4 protein-coding genes and 4 pseudogenes are annotated in these 4,953 nt (G+C 67.9%); 4 read left to right on the top strand and 4 right to left on the bottom strand.

All coding sequences use genetic code 11. The features are described 5' to 3' along the window. Positions 1-165 precede the first annotated feature (165 nt). Positions 166-462 (top strand): GNAT family N-acetyltransferase, encoded by a 297-nt coding sequence (locus tag ACFYQA_RS39175; RefSeq protein WP_388928582.1) that lies wholly within the window; start codon positions 166-168, stop codon positions 460-462. Between the two features lie 83 nt (positions 463-545). Further along, a pseudogene (locus ACFYQA_RS39170) lies at positions 546-1,426 on the top strand (IS982 family transposase). 19 nt (positions 1,427-1,445) lie between these two features. Here the strand turns inward: ACFYQA_RS39170 and ACFYQA_RS39165 are convergent. The 4 genes and pseudogenes from ACFYQA_RS39165 to ACFYQA_RS39150 form a co-directional block, all read right to left on the bottom strand. Then, entirely contained in the window at positions 1,446-2,015 is a 570-nt protein-coding gene (locus ACFYQA_RS39165; protein WP_388928584.1) for a hypothetical protein, read from the bottom strand. Between the two features lie 162 nt (positions 2,016-2,177). Further along, positions 2,178-2,900 (bottom strand): annotated as a pseudogene (locus ACFYQA_RS39160) (transcriptional regulator); the annotation flags it as partial. After that, positions 2,891-3,001: pseudogene (locus ACFYQA_RS39155) on the bottom strand (CBS domain-containing protein); the annotation flags it as partial. The pseudogenes ACFYQA_RS39155 and ACFYQA_RS39160, both read right to left, overlap by 10 nt. A gap of 92 nt (positions 3,002-3,093) precedes the next feature. Further along, positions 3,094-3,654, bottom strand: coding sequence for a hemerythrin domain-containing protein (locus ACFYQA_RS39150; protein ID WP_388928580.1), 561 nt, complete (start codon positions 3,652-3,654; stop codon positions 3,094-3,096). A 279-nt stretch (positions 3,655-3,933) separates the two neighbouring features. Here ACFYQA_RS39150 and ACFYQA_RS39145 point away from each other — a divergent pair. Together ACFYQA_RS39145 and ACFYQA_RS39140 are read left to right on the top strand one after the other, a co-directional pair. Beyond that, positions 3,934-4,308, top strand: a pseudogene (locus tag ACFYQA_RS39145) (DnaB-like helicase C-terminal domain-containing protein); the annotation flags it as partial. 121 nt (positions 4,309-4,429) lie between these two features. Further along, complete coding sequence (locus tag ACFYQA_RS39140) at positions 4,430-4,876, top strand: hypothetical protein (RefSeq protein ID WP_388928578.1); 447 nt, start codon at positions 4,430-4,432, stop codon at positions 4,874-4,876. Positions 4,877-4,953: the final 77 nt, after the last annotated feature.

Below are 4,953 nucleotides of genomic sequence, written 5' to 3'. Positions count from 1 at the left end.
CCCGGACCACGAAACGTCCCCACCTGAGCTACCAGACCCGCAGCTCAACCGACCCCGGCACCCGCCGAGTCACCCGCACCATCGTGCTCCACCAGTTCACACCCCACACGGCTTAACTCATGGCCATTGGCCCTGGGCCGGTCCCGGGAGAAGCAAGACGCGGCCATGGCCAACTCGCTGAACTTCGGGGCCTATGACAGCGCCACCGGCGTTCAGCTCGGTTACGCCCGTGTGGTCACCGACAAGGCCACGTTCGCGTGGCTGTGTGCCGTCTACATTGCTCGTGGCAGTCGGGGTAAAGGTCTGGGGCATGCTCTGGTTGCTGCTGCCTGCGAGCATCTCGTGCCCTATGGGCTGCGCCGCGTGCTGCTGGCCACTGCTGACGCACACGCGATTTACGCCAAGGTGGGCTTCGCGTCACTCGAGAAGCCGGAGAAGTGGATGACGCTCGGCGCACAGTAAGGGCCGTAGCCGGTGCTGCCGGTCTGGTGCCTTTCGTCATGCGGGCGGCGCGGCGATGCAGACAGGGCGCCCAAGATCGTTGTGTGACGAACAACCTGGACGCCCTGCTGACCGCACTGTACGTGAAGATCGACGACGAGATCGGAGATACCCGATGGCTGGGCCGGCCGCCCCGGCTGACTGATTCCGAGCTGGTCACTCTCGCCGTCGCGCAGGCACTGCTGGGCTTCACCTCGGAGTCGCGGTAACTGCGGTTCGTGGACTCACGGCTGGGTACGATGTTCCCGTATGTGTCCAGGCAGCCGGGCTGGAACAAGCGGCTGAGGGCCGCGTTGCCACTGGTCAAGAAGGCAATACGGCTGCTGGCCGTCGATACGGACTTCTGGTTCGACAACCACTGGATCGTCGACTCCACACCGGTGGAGTGCGGTCGCTCGCGTCCGACGGTGAAGCGGTCGGACATGGCCGGCTGGGCCGGATACGGGTACTGCGCCAGCCACAGCCGGTTCTTCTGGGGGCTGCGTCTGTTCCTGGTGTGTACCCCGACCGGGATGCCGATCCTGTGGGCACTGGCGAACCCGAAGATCGACGAGCGCGAGGTGCTGACCGCGAGCCGGAAGCAGTTACGGACCGGCCGGGGCTGCTGGTGATATCGGACAAGGGCTTCGCCTCCAAGGAGTTCGAGGCCGATCTGGCCTTCTGTGGAGCCGAGTTGCTGCGACCAACGTTCAAACGCGAGAAGAGGCGCGAGGGCGAAAGCCTCCTCAAGACGGTGCGGCAGCTGATCGAGTCGGTCAACGACACCCTTAAAGGCCAGCTCGATCTGGAACAGCATGGCGGCCGCACCTTCGAAGGCGTCGCCGTTCGCGTCGCTCAGCGCATCCTCGCGATGGCCGCCGCGATCTGGCACAACCGCAAGACCGGCCAGCCCGTCACACGATCCTTGATCGCTTACGACCACTGATCACATCGGAATGACTCGTCTAGGGGATGAGCGGTGTGGCGGAGCGGGCCCGCTCCCACATGCCGTGCAGCTGCTCGGCAGGACGCTGCTGTTCGCCGTGTAGGGCGTTGAGCACGACCAGGCATCCGGTCAGCGCCGGCACCGCCCACTGGACGTAGGCCAGCTGACGCCGCGCTTGGTCGAGGTTGACGGGGTGCTGGGCCGTCTTCTCGTGATCCTCAGGATCCTGGGAGGAGGCCAGTTCGATTTTCTTGCCGAGGACGCGGGCGTAGGCGGTGGCGGCCAGGGCCGCGGCGGTGACGAAGGTCTTGGCCGTGGTGGAGGCGGCCACGCCCTTCTGCGTGGCAATCCGGTGGGCGTTTACGGCCAGCAACCCACCCCCGCCGAACAGGTGCGCGCCGATGGCGGCGGCGTTGACCGGTGCCCACTTCGCCCAGCCCGACGAAGCGATGCGTGCACTGGTCTCGTCGGTTTCGCCTTCGTCTTTGGCCGCGCCGTTGAGGCCGGCCGCGCCCATGAGTGAGCCGCCGAACCAGGCTGCCAGACCCACATCGTGCAGGCTGCGGATCCAGGTATTGCGTCCGGACATGACGGTGCTCCTTCGGAGGACGACAGAGGGGGTCGGCCGACTGCAACGTCGATCACCACTCCACCCTCGCCGGATCCTGCTCTGCCCGCCATCAGGGCTGACCCGGACGTGCGGTCTGCCGGAGACGGTCCGCAGTCGCGGTCCAGCTTCTGGAAGGCGCCGTCGGCTGTTCCGACGCCACGTCGGCCGGTACAGCGCCCGCCGCGTTTCGCCCGGCCGCCAGCCCTCACCGTGCGGGCGTTCGCGCGGCTTGCCCTGGCCGTCCTTGACCGTCGCCTTGATCGCCGACACGACGATCGCCAGCTCGGGGCCGCGCTCTTTGTAGCCGTCCATGGCCGCGATCGGCCGGCGGCAGGTCCGCGTCCACGCCGAGGTCGGCCATCGTGGCGAGGAAGGCGTCACGTAGGCGGTTGTCCAACCGTCCAGATAGCGGCCGTTCTCGTAGCGGACGTACGCCTCGATCGGGCGCACCTCGTAGCCCAGCTCCACCGCGTAGGCCACGCTCGGCGTCGCGTACCAGGCCGAACCCTCGGGACGCTCGCCCTTCGGAGTGAACGGGCTGGGCAGCAGACTCGCGTCCAGCTCCACCCACTTGTCCATGGCAAGCTTCACGCGGGACAGGTCGATATGGGACAGGCCTACCAGCCACGAGCCGGGCAGCTTCGGATCGAACACCGGTGCCTTGACGTGGGCCGGCGCACCGAGGTCGACGGCCAGGCCGTTGGCGCCGGCGGCGAGGGCCATGTTCACGTCGATGCCGACCAGGTTGCGACGCATGCATTCGGCGTCGGTCATCGGGCGCGCCCAGTCGCATGCCTCCTCGAACAGCTTCTCCGCCGGGCCGCGCACGGGGAAGCGGGGCAGGTCCGCCAGGAGCGGGCGTCCGTGCCGCAGATCGGCAGCGCGCCGACGCCCATCTCGGTCATCTTCCGAGCTGCGAGCAGGACCGGCTCGTCAGCGCCGATACACTCGGCGCCCTCGGTCATGATCTCTCGTGCTGTGGTCACCGTCTGCTCCGTTCCCTCTGGATCCTGCCTCCGGCCGGACGGCCGCAGGCATCGCGGTGCCGGCGCGCGTTTCAGCTCTTGCCGCGGCCGGTCAGCAGGTCGCGGGCGCGGTCCACCAGCCCCGTGCCGGGGCCAAGCAGCTTGTTGCCGGGAGGGGTGTCCGGTGCGGAGGGGTGCGGGCGGGTGGGCGCGGTCTTCTTCGCGGTGCGGATCTTGCCGCCCAGGTCGTCCAGGACTTCGGGGGTGCATGCCGAGGCGAGAAGGGGGAACATCCGGTCCTCCTCGTCGCGCACGTGCTCGCTGACTTCCAGTTTCAGCTTCGCCACCAGGTGGTTGAACTGCGGGTCCTCCGCGTCGAGCCCTTCCAGGTCCTTGAGGTGCTGTTCGACTTCGGCGTGGTCGGTGAGTTCCTTGTCAGCGATCTCGTCCCCGCCCTCGACGTGCTCGCGCACCGCCGGGTAGAGGTGCATCTCCTCAGCGACCGAGTGACGCACCAGCTCGATGGTCAGCTCGTCGGCCAGCTTCCGGCGCCGGGGGTCGCCGACCGGCTGGGTCTCGATCTGCGCGAACAGCGCCTCGACTTCCCGGTGGTCGGTGGTGAGTTCCGCGATCACATTTCCGCCGTGTCCCATGTCGAAGGGTCCCTCCGGTTTGTGGGCGTGAGCTGAAGACAGCTACCCGCGGGTACCCCCGGGGGCTCTTCCACACGCGCTGCCGCACCCCCACACCGCTGCGCTCCCACGCAGGCGAGGCCGTACACAAGACCTGCGCCGAAGCATGGATCGCCGCCAATCCGACTGAATCCCGGCCGGGCCGTTTCACCTCCGACCCGCGCCCCAAACGACGGGACGACGACCACGCCATCCGGTCGCGGATCAAGGGCATCATCCGGGAGACCGGCCGCGCCCCCGGTTGTGGTCGACTACCTCCAGCTGATGGAGACCGACCAGCGCTCCGCCCGGCAGTCCCCCTACGAGCGGGTGACGGAGATCAGCCGGGAACTGAAGATCCTTGCCTCCGACACCGGGGCCGTGCTCATCGCCCTGGCCCAGCTCAACCGCGGGCCCGAGCAGCGCCAGGACGAGAAGCCGGCCGTGAGCGACCTGCGCGACTCCGGCGCCCTGGAACAGGACGCGGACGCCGTGATCCTGCTGCACCGCGAGGACTACTACGAGCCCGAATCGTCCCGGGCCGGGGAGACCGACCTCATCGTGGCCAAGCACCGCAACGGACCCACCGCCACCGTGACGGTCGCCCACCAGTTCCACTACAGCCGACTGCGCGACAGGCCGCCGCTGAAGAACCCGCCCTCTAACCGCCCTGCGCGACAAGACCACGGTCAAGTCCAAAACCGCCAAGAGCCTGATCGCCTCCTACGACAGCGGCATCCAGATGTCCGGGCAGCCCGTGGGCGATTGGCAGACCGCCCGCGCCCTACTCACCGGGGCCGGCGAACTCGATGAGCTGTTCACACAGGTCCGGATGCTGCGCCTGCTCAAGGCCACCGACCTTCTCGCATGGGTGCTGGTGGAAGCCTGGGGCGCCACCTCGTACGCCGACGCGTCCAGCGCGATCAGGCGAGCCCTGGGCAACGAGTCCCTGGTGATGTCCCGGCAGGAATCCATGCGCGTGAGCCTGATGAGCATGCACCGCTCCAAGGGCAAGGAGTTCGGCGTCGTCGTCGAAGGTACCTACAGCTCGAAACTCCTCGACGCGGGGTGGGGCGCGAAGCGCATGGGTGAGGCACGACGGCTGCTCCGGGGCGCGGTCACCCGTGCCCACCACGGCGTTGTCTTCGTCCGCCCAGTAGGCGCTCTCCCCGCTCGCCCCGCCACCTCGGGTGTGTCAAGTTAACGGCTGATCTTGGTTGTTGAGGTTCAGTTGCTGGCCGGGGTGAGCCGGCCCTCGAAGGTGATCTGGAATGCGTTGAG

This window comes from Streptomyces sp. NPDC005774, assembly GCF_042871645.1.
In the GTDB taxonomy this organism is placed as follows: Bacteria; Actinomycetota; Actinomycetes; order Streptomycetales; family Streptomycetaceae; genus Streptomyces; species Streptomyces pratens.
This window is presented reverse-complemented; position numbering and strand designations above follow the sequence as displayed.